Source organism: Hydrogenoanaerobacterium saccharovorans (assembly GCF_016901815.1).
GTDB classification, from domain to species: Bacteria; Bacillota; Clostridia; order Oscillospirales; family Ruminococcaceae; genus Avimicrobium; species Avimicrobium caecorum.
Genome location: NZ_JACSNR010000060.1, coordinates 1 through 230 on the forward strand (window position 1 = coordinate 1; position 230 = coordinate 230).

At 49.1% G+C, this 230-nt stretch carries 1 rRNA gene; it reads right to left on the reverse strand.

The features are described 5' to 3' along the window. Positions 1-230, reverse strand: a 23S ribosomal RNA gene (locus H9X81_RS12110); the annotation flags it as partial.

Genomic DNA, 230 nt, shown 5'->3' on the forward strand with positions numbered 1-230 from the left:
CTTTATGATTCTCACATAAATCGCGCTACTCATTCCGGCATTCTCACTTCTGTACAGTCCACACGCGCTTCCGCTCATGTTTCACCCCGTACACAACGCTCCCCTACCATACCTTACGGTATCCCAAGCTTCGGTGTCATGTTTAGCCCCGTTACATTTTCGGCGCAGAGTCACTCGACCAGTGAGCTATTACGCACTCTTTAAATGAGTGGCTGCTTCTAAGCCAACAT